This window comes from Vogesella perlucida, assembly GCF_979366545.1.
The window spans coordinates 233205-249087 of sequence record NZ_CEETRO010000001.1 but is presented as its reverse complement, the minus strand read 5'-3'; the positions used below and the strand labels follow the sequence as shown (position 1 = coordinate 249087).

At 60.0% G+C, this 15883-nt stretch carries 14 protein-coding genes; 12 read left to right on the top strand and 2 right to left on the bottom strand.

Features of this window, described 5'->3' with window-relative positions; genetic code table 11:
• Nucleotides 1-21 precede the first annotated feature (21 nt).
• The 12 genes from ACZ9XP_RS01225 to ACZ9XP_RS01170 all read left to right on the top strand — a co-directional run bounded on the left by ACZ9XP_RS01225 (nucleotide 22) and on the right by ACZ9XP_RS01170 (nucleotide 12858).
• Nucleotides 22-864, top strand: a complete 843-nt coding sequence (locus tag ACZ9XP_RS01225) for a helix-turn-helix domain-containing protein (protein ID WP_465187875.1) — start codon at nucleotides 22-24, stop codon at nucleotides 862-864.
• A gap of 6 nt (nucleotides 865-870) precedes the next feature.
• On the top strand, nucleotides 871-2145 hold the full coding sequence (gene ispG / locus ACZ9XP_RS01220; protein ID WP_147683825.1) for a flavodoxin-dependent (E)-4-hydroxy-3-methylbut-2-enyl-diphosphate synthase: 1275 nt from the start codon (nucleotides 871-873) through the stop codon (nucleotides 2143-2145).
• Between the two features lie 56 nt (nucleotides 2146-2201).
• On the top strand, nucleotides 2202-3473 hold the full coding sequence (gene hisS, locus ACZ9XP_RS01215; protein ID WP_147683823.1) for a histidine--tRNA ligase: 1272 nt from the start codon (nucleotides 2202-2204) through the stop codon (nucleotides 3471-3473).
• Nucleotides 3474-3488: 15 nt separating this feature from the next.
• Entirely contained in the window at nucleotides 3489-4121 is a 633-nt protein-coding gene (locus ACZ9XP_RS01210; RefSeq protein ID WP_147683821.1) for a YfgM family protein, read from the top strand.
• A gap of 2 nt (nucleotides 4122-4123) precedes the next feature.
• Nucleotides 4124-5263: an outer membrane protein assembly factor BamB gene (bamB, locus tag ACZ9XP_RS01205; RefSeq protein WP_147683819.1), complete on the top strand. Its 1140-nt coding sequence runs from the start codon at nucleotides 4124-4126 to the stop codon at nucleotides 5261-5263.
• A 10-nt stretch (nucleotides 5264-5273) separates the two neighbouring features.
• Nucleotides 5274-6638, top strand: a complete 1365-nt coding sequence (der, locus tag ACZ9XP_RS01200; RefSeq protein ID WP_017508501.1) for a ribosome biogenesis GTPase Der — start codon at nucleotides 5274-5276, stop codon at nucleotides 6636-6638.
• Between the two features lie 88 nt (nucleotides 6639-6726).
• Nucleotides 6727-6984 (top strand): RNA chaperone Hfq, encoded by a 258-nt coding sequence (hfq, locus tag ACZ9XP_RS01195; protein WP_017508502.1) that lies wholly within the window; start codon nucleotides 6727-6729, stop codon nucleotides 6982-6984.
• A 67-nt stretch (nucleotides 6985-7051) separates the two neighbouring features.
• Nucleotides 7052-8188: a GTPase HflX gene (gene hflX, locus ACZ9XP_RS01190; protein ID WP_147683817.1), complete on the top strand. Its 1137-nt coding sequence runs from the start codon at nucleotides 7052-7054 to the stop codon at nucleotides 8186-8188.
• Complete coding sequence (gene hflK / locus ACZ9XP_RS01185) at nucleotides 8175-9395, top strand: FtsH protease activity modulator HflK (RefSeq protein ID WP_147683815.1); 1221 nt, start codon at nucleotides 8175-8177, stop codon at nucleotides 9393-9395. Before hflX ends, hflK begins: the two co-directional genes overlap by 14 nt.
• A gap of 12 nt (nucleotides 9396-9407) precedes the next feature.
• Nucleotides 9408-10283: a protease modulator HflC gene (gene hflC, locus ACZ9XP_RS01180; protein ID WP_147683813.1), complete on the top strand. Its 876-nt coding sequence runs from the start codon at nucleotides 9408-9410 to the stop codon at nucleotides 10281-10283.
• Nucleotides 10284-10379: 96 nt separating this feature from the next.
• Nucleotides 10380-11531: an ATP phosphoribosyltransferase regulatory subunit gene (locus ACZ9XP_RS01175; RefSeq protein WP_147683810.1), complete on the top strand. Its 1152-nt coding sequence runs from the start codon at nucleotides 10380-10382 to the stop codon at nucleotides 11529-11531.
• A 31-nt stretch (nucleotides 11532-11562) separates the two neighbouring features.
• Nucleotides 11563-12858 carry an adenylosuccinate synthase gene (locus tag ACZ9XP_RS01170; protein ID WP_465187874.1) on the top strand — a complete coding sequence of 432 codons (1296 nt, stop codon included), beginning with the start codon at nucleotides 11563-11565 and terminating at the stop codon, nucleotides 12856-12858.
• A gap of 140 nt (nucleotides 12859-12998) precedes the next feature.
• On the opposite strand, the gene ACZ9XP_RS01165 is transcribed toward ACZ9XP_RS01170, so the two are convergent.
• Complete coding sequence (locus ACZ9XP_RS01165; protein ID WP_206211191.1) at nucleotides 12999-14951, bottom strand: LysM peptidoglycan-binding domain-containing protein; 1953 nt, start codon at nucleotides 14949-14951, stop codon at nucleotides 12999-13001.
• Between the two features lie 153 nt (nucleotides 14952-15104).
• Nucleotides 15105-15869, bottom strand: a complete 765-nt coding sequence (gloB, locus tag ACZ9XP_RS01160; protein ID WP_240803387.1) for a hydroxyacylglutathione hydrolase — start codon at nucleotides 15867-15869, stop codon at nucleotides 15105-15107.
• Nucleotides 15870-15883: the final 14 nt, after the last annotated feature.

Genomic DNA, 15883 nt, shown 5'->3' with positions numbered 1-15883 from the left:
CCCAGGAAGTATGCCCAGGATATGACCTCTTCTGCTGCACAACAAATTGGCCAGCAACTGCGTGACGCCCGCGTTGAGCGGGGCCTGAGTCTGCACGATGTAGCCGACCGTCTGAAACTGTCCCTGCGTCAGCTTGAGTGGATGGAGGCAGGTGATTTTGCCCGCCTGCCTGGCGCAACTTTTGTTCGTGGCTTTGTACGCAACTATGCCCGTTTTCTGGAGCTGGATAGCGCACCGCTGATGACGCTGCTGGAGCAGGAATACCCGCCCAGCCCGGTAGATCGCGCGCCGCTGCCGCAGGCAACCGAAGCGCAGCCTGCCCCGGGTAGTAAGCTCTGGTGGTTGCTTCTGCCTGCGCTGGTGGTAGCAGGCCTGATCGCCTGGCAGCAGCAGGATACCAAGACAGAGACCATCGCCCCGCAGGGTGAGCTGGCGCCCATGCTGCACCAGGCTGCCAGTGATGTGCTGGCCAGCGCGCCGTACAGCGAGCCTGCCAGCGCACCGGTAGCTGCCGCGGTGGCCCCGGTTGCGTCTGCCGTGGCAAGTGTTAGCCCGGCTAGCGCAGCGGTAGCCGTGTCGACGCCGGTAGTCAGCAAGCCAGCCTCCGCGCCCGCAGCGCAGGCAGGGCAAAAAGCGGTGCGCGTGCAGGCGAGTGGCGATAGCTGGGTGTCGGTGGTGGATGCCAGCGGTAAAAAGCTGGTATACGGCCTGATCAGTGCAGGCCAAAGCCAGGAGGTGCGCGGCGTCCCGCCATTCAAGCTGAAAATCGGCAATGCTCCGCAGGTGGTGTTGAGCTACGACGGGGCCGTGATAGATCTGAAAGACAAGACGCGCGGTGCTACCGCCAAACTGGAATTGAACTGATAGCAGATGGACGCAACGATCAAACGCCGTAAAACGCTGCAGGTAGCGGTAGGCCATGTGATGGTAGGTTCCGAGCACCCGGTGATGGTGCAGTCGATGACCAATACCGATACCGCCGACGCCGCTGCCACGGCACAGCAGGTATTCGAGCTGGCCCAGGCCGGCTCCGAGGTGGTGCGCATCACGGTAAACAGCCCGGAGGCAGCCGCACGCGTCGCCGAGATTCGCCAGCGTCTGGACGACATGGGCTGCGCGGCACCGCTGGTAGGGGATTTCCACTTTAACGGCGAGCGCCTGCTGAAAGACTACCCTGACTGCGCCCGCGCGCTGGGCAAGTACCGCATCAACCCGGGTAACGTCGGCAAGGGTGCCAAAGGCGACGATAAATTCGCCTACATGATCCGCACCGCAGCCGAATACGGTAAGCCGGTACGCATCGGCGTGAACTGGGGCAGCCTGGATCAGGCGCTGCTGGCACGCATGCTGGACGCCAATAACCATGCGGCCAACCCCAAGGCGCTGGACGTGGTGATGCGCGAGGCACTGATCGTGTCGGCGCTGGAATCCGCCGACAAGGCCATGGAGCTGGGCCTGCCTGCCAACCAGATCCTGCTGTCGTGCAAAGTCAGCAACGTACAAGACCTGATTACCGTATACCGTGATCTGGGCAGCCGCTGCGAGTTTCCGCTGCACCTGGGTCTGACCGAGGCCGGTATGGGCAGCAAGGGCATCGTGGCCTCCAGCGCCGCCCTGGCCGTGCTGTTGCAGGAAGGTATTGGCGATACCATCCGCATTTCGCTGACCCCGCAGCCGGGCGAAGCGCGCACCAAAGAAGTGGTAGTCGCGCAGGAACTGTTGCAAACCATGGGCTTGCGCTCGTTTACCCCGCTGGTCACGGCCTGCCCTGGCTGTGGCCGTACCACCAGTACTTTCTTCCAGGAGCTGGCCGACAGCATCCAGACCTTCCTGCGCGAGCAGATGCCTGTCTGGCGCCTGCAGTACCCCGGCGTGGAAGACATGAAAGTAGCGGTGATGGGCTGTGTGGTGAACGGCCCGGGCGAGTCCAAGCTGGCCGATATCGGCATCAGCCTGCCGGGTACTGGCGAAGTACCGGTAGCACCGGTGTACGTGGATGGCCAAAAAGACGTGACACTCAAGGGCGACAATATCGCGCTGGAGTTCAAGGCACTGGTGGAAAACTACGTACACACCCGTTACGGTGTGGGTGGTGCCAAGCGCCGCGAGGTGGTGGCGCGTACCATCCCTATCAAACAGGTTTAAGCCGGTGGCCAGCGTTGGCCGCCGCTGCACATGATCAAGCAAAAGAAAGTATGAGAATGGCCCAGAAAATCCAGGCTGTGCGTGGCATGAATGATGTGCTGCCGGCAGAGTCGCAGCAGTGGGAATACTTTGAAACCGTTTTGCGCGGCTGGCTGCACGACTACGGCTACGCCAACATCCGTACCCCCATTGTGGAGCCGACACCACTGTTTGTGCGCTCCATTGGCGAAGTGACCGATATCGTTGAAAAGGAAATGTACTCCTTTGAAGACCGGCTCAATGGCGACCCGCTGACGCTGCGCCCGGAAGGTACAGCCGGTACGCTGCGTGCGGTGGTAGAGCACAACCTGCTGTACAACACCACGCAAAAGCTGTGGTACATGGGCCCGATGTACCGCCATGAGCGCCCGCAGAAAGGCCGCTACCGCCAGTTTCACCAGATCGGTGTAGAAGCACTGGGCATGGCCGGCCCGGATATCGATGCCGAGATCATCGCCATGACCGCCGACCTGTGGCAGCGCCTGGGCTTGGCCGCTAGCGTGCAGCTGGAAATCAACTCGCTGGGTAACAAGGAAGAACGCGCCGCCCACCGCGAAGCGCTGATCGCCTACCTGGAAAAGCACGTTGATATCCTGGATGAAGACGGCAAGCGCCGCCTGTACACCAACCCGCTGCGCGTGCTGGATACCAAGAACCCGGCCCTGCAAGACATGGCCAACAATGCGCCGCGCCTGTCCGACTACCTGGGTGACACCTCGCGTGCGCACTACGAAGGCTGGAAAGCCATGATCAGCGCGCTGGGTATCCCGTTTGTGGAAAACCCGCGTCTGGTGCGTGGCCTGGATTACTACAACCTGTCGGTGTTCGAGTGGGTGACCACCGAGCTGGGCGCGCAAGGCACCGTGTGTGCCGGTGGCCGTTACGATGGCCTGATCGAGCAGCTGGGTGGCAAACCGGCACCGGGTATCGGTTTTGGCATGGGCATGGAACGCGTCTTGCTGCTGTTGGCCGAAAAAGGCTTGCTGCCAGCGCGCCGTGGTGCGGATGTCTTTATCGTGAACCAAGGTGCGGGTGCCGCAGCCTACGCCATGCAGCTGGCGCAAACCCTGCGTGCTGCAGGCTTTAGTGTTGTGCAGAATATGGGCGACGGCAGCTTCAAGTCGCAAATGAAAAAGGCCGATGGCAGTGGCGCCGCAGTGGCGCTGATCATCGGTGAAAACGAAGTGGCCAATGCACAAGTGGTGGTCAAGCCATTGCGTGCCGAGGCTGCTCAGGAAACCGTAGCCGCTGCTGATGTGGCTGCCGCCGTTTCCCGCTTCAAGTCTTAATTACAAGGGGGCCGCATGGCTTACGACCTGCAGGAACAAGAACAGATCGACGCGCTCAAGGGCTTCTGGGCGCAGTGGGGCAAGCTGATCGGCGGCGCCGTGCTGGCCGTATCCCTGGGCTTTATTGGCTACAAAGCCTGGCACGCTTACCAGAAAAACCAGGCCGAGCAGGCTGCCGTGGTGTACGGGCAGCTGGAACAGCAGCTGCAAGCTGGTCAGCTGGATAAAGCCAAGGCCACCGTGGCAACCTTGCAAAAAGACTATGCCGCGTCGGCTTATGCGGCCAACGGTAGCCTGCTGGCGGCCAAGCTGGCGTTCGACAGCAAAGAGCTGGGTGTCGCCCGTAGCCAGCTGAAATGGGTGATCGAGCATGCCGACAAGGATGAGACCCTGCAAGCAGTCGCCCGCCTGCGTCTGGCCGCGGTTCTGCTGGACGAAAAGCAATACGATGCGGCGCTGGCCGAGCTGGCGATGGCGCACCCGGTAGCGTTTGATGCCATGTTCCTGGACCTGAAGGCCGACGTGCTGGTAGCCCGCGGCGACCTGGGTGGTGCCCGCGAAGCTTACAAGGCGGCACTGGCAAAATCTGCACCGGAGGCCCCTGTACGCGAGTTTATCCAGGCCAAACTTGATTCGTTGGGGAGCTAACCATGATGCGCCGACTGTTGCTGTGTGCTGCACTCTTGCCTGCGCTGGGTGGCTGCGCGTCGTGGTTTGAAGGCGAATCTGCCTATCAGCCTACACCGCTGAAGCCCCTGCAAGCTTCTGTGGGGCCAAAGATACTGTGGCAAGCCAGTGTGCCGGATGCCGGTAGTGGGCTGTTTTCCCCGTTTATCGAACAAGGTAAGCTGTGGGTAGCGGGTGCTAATGGCAAAATTCAGCAGCTGGATGCGCAAAGCGGTAAAACCCTGCTGACACTGGATGTAAAACAGGCACTGGTCGCCGGCCTGGCTGCCGACGAAGGCTTGCTGTTTGTGGGGAATGATCGTGCCGAATTGCTGGCCGTCAGCGCCACCGATGGCAAGCTGGTGTGGAAGCAAGCGCTCACCAGCCTATTGGCCGAGCCGCCACAACTGGCAGGCCGCGTGCTGGTCGTGCGTGCTGGCGATGGTCGTGTGTCGGGCTTCGACCTGAAAACCGGCCGCCAGGTATGGACACAGTGGCAAGCACAGCCTGCACTGACCGTGCGAGCCACGACACCGCAGATCAAGGTCGAAGGCAGTGATGTGTTGCTGGTAGGCGAAGCTGCCGGCAAAGTCACCGCCTACGCCGCAGAGCGTGGCGACCAGCTGTGGCAGTCTGTGGTGGCCAATGCCCGTGGTGCCAGCGAGCTGGAGCGTGTAACCGATGTCGTCAGCCAGCCCATGTTTGATGGCCGTCGTGTTTGCGCAGTGGCCTACCAGGGCCGTGTGGCCTGCTTTGATTCGCGTGGAGGCCAGCAGCTGTGGGCACGTGACCTGAGCAGTAGCCGTGGGCTGGTATCCGATGGCAAGACCGTCTTCGTGACGGCAGAAGATGGCGCGATCTGGGCATTTGATGCCGACTCGGGTCGCAACCTATGGAAACAGGACGATTTCCGCTACCGCAATGTGTCTGCCCCGGTAACGCTGGGCGGTCAATTGCTGGTAATTGATGGTGAAGGCTATGCACATCTGCTTTCATCCCTTGATGGACGTATAGTTGGCCGCAGCAGCCTGAAAGTAAACGGCACAATGCCACGCCCGCTGGTAAGCGGCGACGTAGCCTACGTGCTGGATAACAACGGCAACCTGTCCGCGCTGACGAAGTAAGTAGTACACAATGAAACCGACTATTGCCCTGGTGGGCCGCCCGAATGTGGGCAAATCTACACTTTTCAACCGACTGACCCGTAGCCGTGACGCCCTGGTGGCCGACCAGCCGGGTCTGACACGCGACCGTCACTATGGCCATGGCCGCGGTGCCAGCAAGCCCTACCTGGTGGTAGATACCGGTGGTTTCGAGCCGGTAGTGGACGAAGGCATCCTGTTCGAAATGGCCAGACAAACCCTGCAGGCCGTGGACGAAGCCGATGCCATCATTTTCCTGGTGGATGGCCGCGTTGGCTTGACTCCGCAGGACAAGATCATCGCCAACCGCCTGCGCCAGTCCAATCAGCCCGTTTACCTGGCGGTAAACAAAGCCGAGGGTGTCAGCAACGCCATGGCGGCTGCCGAGTTCCACGAGCTGGCCTTGGGCGAGCCACTGGCGATTTCCGCCTCGCACGGTGACGGTGTGCGCGAGCTGGTAGAGCTGGTGCTGGAAAACTTCCCGGAAGCCGAGGAAGAAGAAAAGACCCATCACCCGAAATTTGTGGTGATCGGCCGCCCGAACGTGGGCAAATCCACACTGGTGAATGCCGTACTGGGTGAGGAGCGCGTGATCGCTTTCGACCAAGCCGGTACAACTCGTGACAGCATCTATATTGATTTTGAGCGCGATGGCCGCAAATACACCATTATCGATACGGCGGGTGTACGCCGCCGCGGCAAGGTGAACGAGGCCATCGAGAAGTTCTCGGTGATCAAGACCATCCAGGCCGTGGAAGACGCCAACGTAGCGGTGCTGGTGCTGGATGCGCAGCTGGATATTTCCGAGCAGGACGCCACCATCGCTGGTTTCGCGCTGGAAGCAGGCCGTGCACTGGTTGTGGCAGTAAACAAATGGGAAGACCTGGAACTGCATCAGAAAGACACCATCAAACGCGATATCCTGCGTAAGCTGGGCTTCCTAGATTTTGCCAAGTTCCACTATATCTCCGCGCTGCAAGGCCGTGGTGTGGGTGACTTGTTCAAATCTATTGATGAAGCGTACAAAGCAGCCATGAGCAAGCTGCCTACGCCAAAACTGACACGCATCCTGCAGCTGGCCACCGAGCGCCAGCAGCCGCCACGTGCCGGCCAGGTCCGCCCGAAACTGCGTTATGCCCACCAGGGTGGCATGAACCCGCCGATTATCGTGATTCACGGTAACTCGCTGGACAAGATCCCGGACAGCTACACCCGCTATCTGGAAGGCATGTTCCGCAAGGCGTTCCACCTGCAAGGCACACCGCTGCGCGTGCAATACAAATCGAATAGCAACCCGTTTGAGGTCGAAGCGACAGGTACCAAGGTAAGTTTGCTGCGTCACAAGGGGTTCAAATAGTCTGCTGGAATTTTTTATGCTAAAAAGACTGTTAGCACCAGCTCGCTTGTACTGAATTACAAAAACTGCATCGAATCGGAGAACAAAAATGAGCGCCAAAGGGCAAATGTTACAAGACCCGTTTCTGAACATCCTGCGTAAAGAGCACGTACCGGTATCCATCTATCTGGTAAACGGCATCAAACTGCAGGGTCAGATCGAGTCGTTTGACCAGTACGTGGTTCTGCTGAAAAACACGGTAACCCAGATGGTGTACAAACACGCTATCTCTACCGTGGTTCCTGCCCGCCCAGTGAACATCCCGCACGAGCACCATGGTGCCAAGTCGGACTCGCAAGACGCGTAAACCCTAGTCTTACCCCAAGGCTGGCCGGCACATGCTGGTCAGCCTTATCTATTGAAAGTCCCCCTGCGTGTTTGATCGTCCTGATCTTGGTGACCAAGCAGTACTGGTAAGTCTCGACTTTGGCGAGGCGGATTATGAAGACGGCGTCAGCGAATGCCTGGAGCTGATAAAGGGCGCCGGTGTTGCGGTGACCGGCCTGATCAAAGGTAAGCGTCAGCGCCCGGATGCGGCCCTGTTTGCCGGCAAAGGGAAAGTGGAAGAAATCGCCGCCCTCGTCAAGGCAACCGGCGCCAATGTGGTGATCTTCAACCACGCATTGGGGCCGGGGCAGGAGCGCAACCTGGAGCGCGTGCTGCAGTGCAGGGTGATAGACCGTGTCACGCTGATTCTGGATATCTTTGCCCAGCGTGCGCGCAGCCACGAAGGCAAGCTGCAGGTCGAGCTGGCTCAGTTAACGCATATGTCTACCCGCCTGGTGCGCGGGTGGACTCACCTGGAGCGGCAAAAGGGTGGTGTGGGCATGCGTGGCCCGGGTGAAACCCAGCTGGAGACCGACCGCCGTTTGCTGGGTCTGCGTGTCAAGGCACTGAAAGACCGCCTGGTCACCGTACAAAAGCAGCGCAAAACCCAGCGCCGTAGCCGTGATCGTTCCGGATTGCCCTCTGTCTCCATTGTTGGCTATACCAACGCAGGTAAATCCACGCTGTTCAATGGCCTGACCAAAGCCGGTGCCTACGCGGCCGACCAGCTGTTTGCTACGCTCGATACCACCAGCCGTCGCCTGTTCATCAACACGGATGTGTCTATCGTGCTATCTGATACGGTGGGGTTTATCCGCGATTTGCCTCACTCGCTGGTGGCCTCTTTTCGCGCTACGCTGGAGGAAACCATTTCGGCTGACTTGCTGCTGCACGTGGTCGATGCGGCCAACCCTATGCGGGAGCGTCAGGTAGAAGAGGTCAATAAAGTCCTGAAAGAAATCGGTGCCGATCACGTACCGCAGCTGATGGTGTGGAACAAGACCGACCTGCGCGGCTTGCCGCCAGCTATCCTGTACGATGAATACGGCGCGGTAGAGGGCGTCCGGGTTTCTGCACTGTCCGGTGCCGGCCTGGAACTCCTGCGCGAAGCCATTGCCGAACGGGCGTTGGCAACGACTCACTCGCAAACCACAGAAAAAGTAGATCACCATGGCACAGAATGACGATAACCGCGGCAAGCGCCCCGACGATGGCCCGCCGGATCTGGAAGAAATCTTTCGCCAGCTGAACCAGAAACTGTCGCGCCTGTTGGGCGGCAAGCCTGCTCAGCCGGGTAACAATAATGGTTTTGGCGGCGGTAATGGCGGCATGCCCTCCGAGCGTGGCATGAAGTTTGGTGCCGCCGGGATTGTGGCCATTCTGGGCGGCCTGTGGCTGGCCAGTGGCTTTTACGTGGTGGATGCGCGCGAGCAGGGCGTGGTGCTGCGCCTGGGTAGCTACGACCGTATCAGTGACTCCGGTCTGCAATGGCACGCGCCTTACCCGTTCGAACAGGTGGAAATCGTCAACCTGACCGAAGTGCGCAGCGTGGAAGTCGGTTATCGCGGCTCGGCCAAGAGCCGGGTAGAAGAAGAGTCGCTGATGCTCACCGAAGACCAGAACATCATCGACGTACAGCTTTCGGTGCAGTACGACATCAAGGATGCACGCGAATTCCTGTTCAACAACCTGGCACTGGAAGAGGGTGCGCAGGATGTGGTGAAACAGGCCGCAGAAACGGCTATTCGCGAAGTGGTTGGCCGCAACAAGGTGGATTTCGTGCTGAACGAAGGCCGTGGCCAGATTGCAGTCGATACCCAGCGCATCATGCAGCAGATACTGGACCGCTACGGCATGGGGGTACGCATTGCCAAGGTCAACATCAACGATGTACAGCCGCCAGAGCCGGTGATTGCCGCTTTCGATGATGCCGTGAAAGCAGGTCAGGACAAGGAAAAGCTGCGTAACGAAGGCCAGGCCTACGCTAACGAAGTCATTCCGAAAGCACAGGGCCTGGCTGCCCGCCTGGCCCAGGAGGCCGACGGCTACCGCCAGCGCGTGATTTCCACTGCCGAGGGTGACGCCGCGCGCTTCCAGAGTGTGCTGGCCGAGTACGGCAAAGCCCCCAAGGTGATGCGTGACCGCCTGTATCTGGACATGATGCAGCAAGTGCTGACCAACAGTAGCAAGGTCTATGTAGACCAGAAAGCCGGTAGCAACCTGCTGTATCTGCCGCTGGACAAGCTGATGCAGCAAACCGCCAGTGACAAAGCCGCCGATGCCAAGCCCGCCACCGTAGCACCGGCCCCCGAGGCCGCGGCTCAGGCAGCCCAGCCTAACCAGAACATGGCACGCCCGCCGGTAGAGCGCGACGTTGTTCGTGGCCGCTAAAAGGATAGCAAGATGGATCGTTTTTTTCCTGTAGTACTGGGTATCGCCGGGGCCTTGCTATTGGCGTCCGGCTCGCTGTACACCGTCGATCAGCGCCAGTTCGCCATGGTGTTCCAGTTTGGTGAAGTGGTGCGCGTGGTAAAAGAACCGGGCATTCAGTTCAAGGTGCCCCTGTTGCAAAACGTGCGCTATTTCGATCGCCGCATCCAGACCATCGACCCGGAAGCCCCCGAGCTGTTCAATACCCGCGAAAAGAAAAACGTGCTGGTGGATAGCTTCGTGAAATGGCGTGTACGCGACGTAGAGCAGTTCTACAAGAGCGTGGGTGGTAACGAGACCGTAGCGGTTCAGCGCCTGCGCCAGACCATCAACGACGGTTTGCGTGCCCAGTTTGGCCAGAAGACGGTAGCAGATGTGATTTCCGGCAAGCGCGACGAGGTAATGGAGCTGGTGCGCCAGCGTGCCAACGTCGATGCGCAGAAGATTGGTATGGAAATTCTCGATGTCCGCTTAAAGCGTGTGGATTTTCCGGATAAAATCAGCACTTCCGTTTATGAGCGCATGAACTCCGAGCGCCGCACCGTAGCCAACCAGCTGCGTAGCGAAGGCGCGGCAGAAGCCGAGCGCATCCGCGCCGATGCCGACCGTCAGCGCGAGGTGGTACTGGCCGATGCTTACAGCAAAGCCCAGGCGATCAAAGGCGAGGGTGATGCCAAAGCTGCAGCGATTTATGCGCAGGCATACGGTAAAAACCCCGAGTTCTATGCCTTCTGGCGGAGCATGGAAGCGTACAAACAAACCTTCCGCAACAAGAGCGACGTGATGGTTCTGGACCCAAGTTCAGAATTCTTCAAGTATTTCAAGAATGCGCAACCGAAGCCACGCTGATAAAATGGTGTGACTTGCGACAGCCCGGCACTTGCCGGGTTGCGATAAAAACAAGGCGGGATCACGCATCCCGCCTTTTCTTGTGTGCAAAAAACAATGCGTAACTGGCTGCTGCCCGAACATATTGCCGACATTTTGCCCGCTACTGCCCGCCAGGTAGAAAGCGCAAAGTCGGCCATGCTGGACCTGTTTCGCCTGTCCGGCTACGAACTGGTACTCCCGCCGCTGGTGGAGTACGCCGATGCCCTGGTGTCTAGCGATGACGCCACGCTGGACCTGAAAACCTACAAGCTGGACGACCACCTGTCTGGTCGTCAGCTGGGTTTGCGTGCCGACATCACCCCGCAGGTGGCGCGTATCGATGCCCATCTGCTGTCTGCCCGCACCGGTGTTACACGCCTTTGCTACGCCGGTAGCGTGGTGCATGCCCGTCCATCCGGCCTGATGAGCTCACGCGAGCCACTACAGGTGGGGGCCGAGCTGTACGGCTACGCTGGTATCGAAGCTGACGTGGAAATCATCAGCCTGATGCTGGATGTATTGCAGCAGGTTGGCGTGAACCAGCTGAGGCTGGACGTGGGCCATATCGGTATTTATCGCGGCTTGGCTGCTGCCGCAGGCTTGTCAGCCGAGCAGGGGCGCGAGCTGTTTGCCGCCTTGCAAGCCAAAGATGTGGCTACCATCAGCGAGATGGTGGCCGGTGTGGCCGAGCCTTATCGCAGTGCCTTCCTGGCCCTGCCCGAGCTGTATGGCCCGGCCAGCGTGCTGGACAAAGCCCGCACCCGTTTGCCATCGCTGCCGGAGATCGAACTGGCGCTGATGCAGCTGTCCGCTATTGCGGCGGCCGTGGGTGACCGTGTGCAGGTCAGCTTTGACCTGGCCGAGCTGCGTGGTGATGCCTACCATACTGGCCTGATGTTTGCAGCCTACGCCCCCGGCTGGTCCGAGGCGCTGGCGCGTGGTGGTCGCTACGACAACGTTGGCCGCCGCTTTGGCCGTGCTCGTCCGGCCACAGGCTTTAGCCTGGATCTGCGCGATCTGGTGCGCATCCTGCCGCAGAAAGACAGTGCGCAGGGTATCAAGCTGGCTGCCCGCCTGTTACCGCAGGCGGCAAGCAAAGTGACTGAGCTGCGCGCTGCTGGCGAGCGGGTCATCATCGACTATCTGGGTGAATCTGCCGAAGCACTGAACTGCGACCGCGAGCTGGTCATGGTGTCGGGCGCGTGGCAGCTTGTGCCTTTCAAGTAATGTGATTTCTGAAGAGAAGAGGTTTTTTCCAATGTCCAAGAATGTCGTGGTAATCGGTACCCAGTGGGGTGACGAGGGCAAGGGCAAGATTGTTGACTGGCTGACAGACCACGCCCATGCGGTAGTGCGTTTTCAGGGTGGTCATAACGCGGGCCATACCCTGTGGGTAAACGGCAAGAAAACCGTGGTGCGCCTGGTACCGTCCGGCATCCTGCGTGATGGCGTGGAATGCTTTATCGGCAACGGCGTTGTCCTGTCGCCAGAAGCACTGCTGAAAGAAATCGACGAGCTGGAAGCCGCCGGTGTCAATGCGTCGGCCCGCCTGAAGATCGCCGAAGGTTGTCCGCTGATCCTGCCGTATCACATTGCACTGGACCAGGCCCGCGAAGCCGCCAAAGGCGATGCCAAGATCGGCACCACCGGCCGTGGTATCGGCCCGTGCTACGAAGACAAGGTAGCGCGCCGCGCGCTGAAGGTGATCGACCTGTTCGATACCGACCGCTTTGTGAGCAAGCTGAAAGAAAACGTCGAGTACTACAACTTCCTGCTGACCAAGCTGTTCAATGCCCAGCCGGTAGACTTTGACACCATCCTGGCTGACACCATGAAGCAGGCCGAGCGCATCAAGCCGATGGTGGCTGACGTATCGCGCATCCTGCACGACCTGGACAAGGCCGGTGTACCTATTCTGTTCGAAGGCGCACAAGGTACGCTGCTGGATATCGACCACGGTACTTACCCGTACGTGACCTCGTCCAACTGTGTGGCTGGCGCTGCGGCGCCTGGCGCCGGCGTGGCACCGCAGATGCTGAACTACGTGCTGGGTATCGTGAAGGGCTACGCTACCCGCGTGGGTTCCGGCCCGTTCCCTACCGAGCAGGAAAACGACATTGGTGCTTTCCTGGCCAAGCGTGGTAACGAGTTCGGTTCCGTTACCGGCCGCCCGCGCCGCTGTGGCTGGTTTGATGCAGCTGCACTGAAGCGCTCCATCCAGATCAACGGCGTATCCGGCCTGTGCGTGATGAAGCTAGACGTGATGGACGGCCTGGAAGAGATCAAGCTGTGCGTAGGCTACAAGCTGAACGGCGAAGTGGTAGACATCCTGCCATTCGGTTCTGATGCCGTCACCCGTTGCGAGCCGATCTACGAAACCATGCCAGGCTGGAGCGATAGCTCTGTCGGTGCCAAGCGTTGGGAAGACCTGCCGGCGAACGCCCAGGCCTACCTGAAGCGCATTGAAGAAGTATGCGGTGCGCCGATCGATATCGTGTCTACCGGCCCGGATCGCGAAGAAACCATCGTACTGCGCCACCCGTTTGGCCTGTAATGGCCTGACTCTGCCGGCATTTGCCGGCGTGGTGTAACAAAAAGCCCGTCCATGTGACGGGCTTTTTGCTATGCGGCATTGGCCGGCAAGCAAAAGCCCCTTGCCTGGGCAAGGGGCTTTCTGCAGTGCCAGAGCGGCGATCAGAGGCCGCTATTCTGTACGCGCACTTTCTGGCCTGGCTGCAGGTTGGCCAGCTGTTCCGGGTTGTTCCAGCGCAGGATGTCGGTATGGGCTACGCCAAACTTGCGGGCGATGCTGAATACGGTGTCGCCGCGTTGCACGATATAGTCTACCGCCACGGTCGTTGCGGTGGTCGCCGGGCGGCTATAGGATGCCGGGCGCAGTGCATTGCTGTCGGTGGCGCTGGTGACAGCCGTGCTGCTGCCAATTACTTTCAGCACCTGGCCTAGCTTGACCGTGTCGTCCACCAGACTGTTCAGGTTGCGCAAGTCGCTCACGCTCATGCTGTAGCGGCGGGAAATATTGTACAGGGTGTCACCTGGGGCCACGGTGTGCAGGCTGGCACTGGCGCTGACGACTTTGTCCATGTTGCTGACCGGGATATTGTCACCCAGCGAGCCTGTGGTGTCGGCCTTCGCTGCCACTTTCACCACCTCCGGCTTCACCAGCTCGGCGCGAATCGGCTCGAAGCGTGGCTCGCTGCGGCTGGCTGCGGCGGCAGGTTCGGTACGCGTGGCGACGCGTACGGGTGCAGGCTCCGGTCGGTCGCTACGGTTCGGGTTGGCATCAATACGGGCTGGCTCCGCTTTTTGCAGGGTACGCAGTGGCGAGGCTTCGGCAGTCTTGATGGCATCTGGCTGTGGGGCTGGCTTTGCGGGCGTTGCCGCCGGTTTTGGCGCGTCCATTGGCCCGGCGTTGGCCGCAAAGGCTACCAGGGTAGCGCTTTCTGCAGGCTGCGCCGGAATGTCGGTGTTTTCCAGTGCAGGTGCAGGGCGGTCATTGCGCATGGCTACCAGTACGGGCCGGCCTGCGGGTAGGGAACTGCTTTTCAGGTTATTGGCGGTAATCAGCTCGTTGGGGTTCATGTCGAACTGGCTGGCCAGCTCGCCGGTCGTGGTGTCGCTTTCCGGTACGAACACCTGCCAGGTCAGCAGGGGTTTATCCCATTTGGCCAGGTTGGTCTCAAACTTGTGCAGTTTGGTGGCGGGCAGCAGCATCTGTCGGCCCGGTTTGTGGGCATAGACCGGCAGGTTGAACGCCGGGTTCAGCTCCTTGAACTCGGCTACCGGTATCTCGGCCAGTTTGGCGGCGATGTCGATGTTCATGTGGCGCCCATTGCTGGTGGCCACAAAGGTGGGCTTGTTCGGGAACGGGTCCAGCTTGAGGCCGAATTTTTCCGGCTCCAGCATGATGTTGCGCACGGCCAGCAGCTTGGGCACGTAGTTGCGTGTCTCTGCCGGCATCTGGATGTTTTCGTAGGTTTCCACTTCGCCGCGGGCGCGTACTTTGGCAATGGCACGGGACAGGTTGCCTTCACCCCAGTTGTAGGCTGCCAGGGCCAGGCTCCAGTCGCCGAACATGGTGTACAGGTTTTGCAGGTAGTCCAGTGCAGCGCGGGTGGATTCCGTTACATCGCGGCGGCCGTCGTACCACCAGGTTTGCTCCAGGCCGTACTGGCGGCCGGTTGCCGGCATGAACTGCCACAGGCCGGAGGCACCAACATGCGACTGTGCACCCGGCACGAAGGCGCTTTCTACCACGGGCAGGAAAGCAATTTCGGTGGGCATGCCGCGGCGCTCTACCTCATTCATGATGTGAAACAGGTATTTGCGACCCCGGTCCATGGTGCGCTTGAAGTAAGCCGACTTGCCTGCAAAGTTCCGCTCGTGGCGGCGTACCAGCTCGGGGTTGACCTCGGCCATCTGAAAGCCCTCGCGCGCACGCGTCCACACACTGTCACCATTACGCAGCGGGCTGGTATTCAGCAGCATCATGTCCAGACCTGCCGACAGACCGTCGTCCACGCTACCCGCCGGGTAGCTGGCGGGGGAGGTTGCGTTATTGGCGTGGGCCAGCATGGGCAGGGACAGCGCGAGGGTGACCGACAATGCGAGCGGAGTAAGCTTTTTCATGGGCGGGGCCTGTTTTCTCTATGCGGGCGATGCTAACACGGCTTGGGCAAGTAATAAGTCATAAAAAATGCCCAAGACCCTGATTTTTGCTGATTTTTAGTGAGCTTTCACTCACTTGGCTAGTGATTTTTTACAGTTGTTTGATATTTTTGTCTAAAAATTGTTTTTCCATTGTCTCAGTGTGGCAAGAATGCCTGCTTCGCTAGCGATTTCTTGTCCGGCATGCTGCCAGGCTGCATGGCGAACAGCGGGCTGTGTGGTGCGCAGGAAAGGGTTGGTGGCCAGCTCCTCCGCCAGCAGGGTAGGCAGCGTGGGCAAGTTGGCCGCACGGGTGGCCTGGTCGCGCTGTAGCCGGGTGGTAATGGCGCGGTTGTCAGGCTCAACCGCCGCCGCAAATGCCAGGTTGGACAGGGTGTATTCGTGTGCCGGGTAGCACAGTGTGTCTGCCGGCAGGGCCGCCAGGCTTTGCAGGGAATGGAACAAGTCTGTCATGGTGCCATCGAATACCCGCCCGCAACCGGCAGCAAACAGCGTGTCACCGCACAGCAGATGAGGTGCAAGGTAGTAGGCCAGATGGTTGGCCGTATGGCCAGGTATGGCCAGCACCTGCGCGGCGCGGCCAAAAGCAGGAACTGTGCTACCTTGCCCGCACGGGTGCGTGACTGCCGGAATATCCGGCGGGCCGTACACCGCCAACCCCTGCCATGAGGCGCACAGCGCAGCCAGGCCGCCGATATGGTCGGCGTGGTGGTGGGTCACCCACACTGCGTCAAGCTGCAACTGCTGCTGTGCGAGCCACGCTTGCAGCGGGGCGGCATCGCCCGGGTCTACCGCGATGGCGCGGCAGTGGTCATGCAAAACCCAGATATAATTGTCGGTAAACGCGCTAACCGGTGTGAGGCGAAACATGTCGGCCATGATGTATCCCGAAA

Bases quoted from the DNA above. Each gene is read 5' to 3' on its own strand.
- ACZ9XP_RS01225 (WP_465187875.1), top strand. From the start codon at position 22: ATGACCTCTTCTGCTGCACAACAAATTGGCCAGCAACTGCGTGACGCC.
- ACZ9XP_RS01210 (WP_147683821.1), top strand. From the start codon at position 3,489: ATGGCTTACGACCTGCAGGAACAAGAACAGATCGACGCGCTCAAGGGC.
- ispG (WP_147683825.1), top strand. From the start codon at position 871: ATGGACGCAACGATCAAACGCCGTAAAACGCTGCAGGTAGCGGTAGGC.
- ACZ9XP_RS01170 (WP_465187874.1), top strand. From the start codon at position 11,563: ATGTCCAAGAATGTCGTGGTAATCGGTACCCAGTGGGGTGACGAGGGC.
- hfq (WP_017508502.1), top strand. From the start codon at position 6,727: ATGAGCGCCAAAGGGCAAATGTTACAAGACCCGTTTCTGAACATCCTG.
- bamB (WP_147683819.1), top strand. From the start codon at position 4,124: ATGATGCGCCGACTGTTGCTGTGTGCTGCACTCTTGCCTGCGCTGGGT.
- hisS (WP_147683823.1), top strand. From the start codon at position 2,202: ATGGCCCAGAAAATCCAGGCTGTGCGTGGCATGAATGATGTGCTGCCG.
- gloB (WP_240803387.1), bottom strand. From the start codon at position 15,869: ATGGCCGACATGTTTCGCCTCACACCGGTTAGCGCGTTTACCGACAAT.
- hflC (WP_147683813.1), top strand. From the start codon at position 9,408: ATGGATCGTTTTTTTCCTGTAGTACTGGGTATCGCCGGGGCCTTGCTA.
- der (WP_017508501.1), top strand. From the start codon at position 5,274: ATGAAACCGACTATTGCCCTGGTGGGCCGCCCGAATGTGGGCAAATCT.
- hflK (WP_147683815.1), top strand. From the start codon at position 8,175: ATGGCACAGAATGACGATAACCGCGGCAAGCGCCCCGACGATGGCCCG.
- ACZ9XP_RS01165 (WP_206211191.1), bottom strand. From the start codon at position 14,951: ATGAAAAAGCTTACTCCGCTCGCATTGTCGGTCACCCTCGCGCTGTCC.
- ACZ9XP_RS01175 (WP_147683810.1), top strand. From the start codon at position 10,380: ATGCGTAACTGGCTGCTGCCCGAACATATTGCCGACATTTTGCCCGCT.